Raw genomic sequence first — 491 nt, 5'->3', positions numbered from 1 at the left:
GCCTGGAGCCCAGCCACCTGATCCTCGAGGTGACCGAATCGACCGCCATGCGCGATGCCGATGCCAGCCTGGTGATCCTCGAGCAGTTGTCGGCGATGGGCGTCGGCATCTCCATCGACGACTTCGGCACCGGCTACTCCTCGCTCAGCTACCTCAAGCGCCTGCCGCTGGACATCCTGAAGATCGACAAGTCGTTCATCCGCGGCCTTCCCGACGATCCCCACGATGCCGCCATCACCCGCGCCATCATCGCCCTCGGCCGCAGCATGCAGCTCACGGTGATCGCCGAAGGCGTGGAAACCGAAGGTCAGCAGAGCTTCCTCACCCACGAAGGCTGCGAGCAGATCCAGGGCTTCGTCCTCAGTCCGCCGCTGCCCGCCGAGCTGTTCGACAGCAAATTCCTCAAACCGCGCCAGCCGATTGGCGCTCCCCGAGAAGCGCCGGTATAATCCGCCGACCTTCTGGGGGCCTATAGCTCAGTCGGTTAGAGC

The 491-nt window shown here is 64.4% G+C and carries 1 protein-coding gene; it reads left to right on the top strand.

The window, feature by feature from the left end:
* A partial coding sequence (locus ACLJNW_RS23155) for an EAL domain-containing protein (RefSeq protein WP_410961079.1) occupies nt 1-449 on the top strand: 449 nt, incomplete at its 5' end.
* Nucleotides 450-491: the final 42 nt, after the last annotated feature.

Origin of the sequence: Salmonella sp. SAL4457 (genome assembly GCF_046548235.1) — a bacterium.
Lineage (GTDB): Bacteria > Pseudomonadota > Gammaproteobacteria > Enterobacterales > Enterobacteriaceae > Salmonella > Salmonella enterica.
Note: the sequence above shows the minus strand (reverse complement) of the source record. Positions and strands in the feature narration are given on the sequence as shown.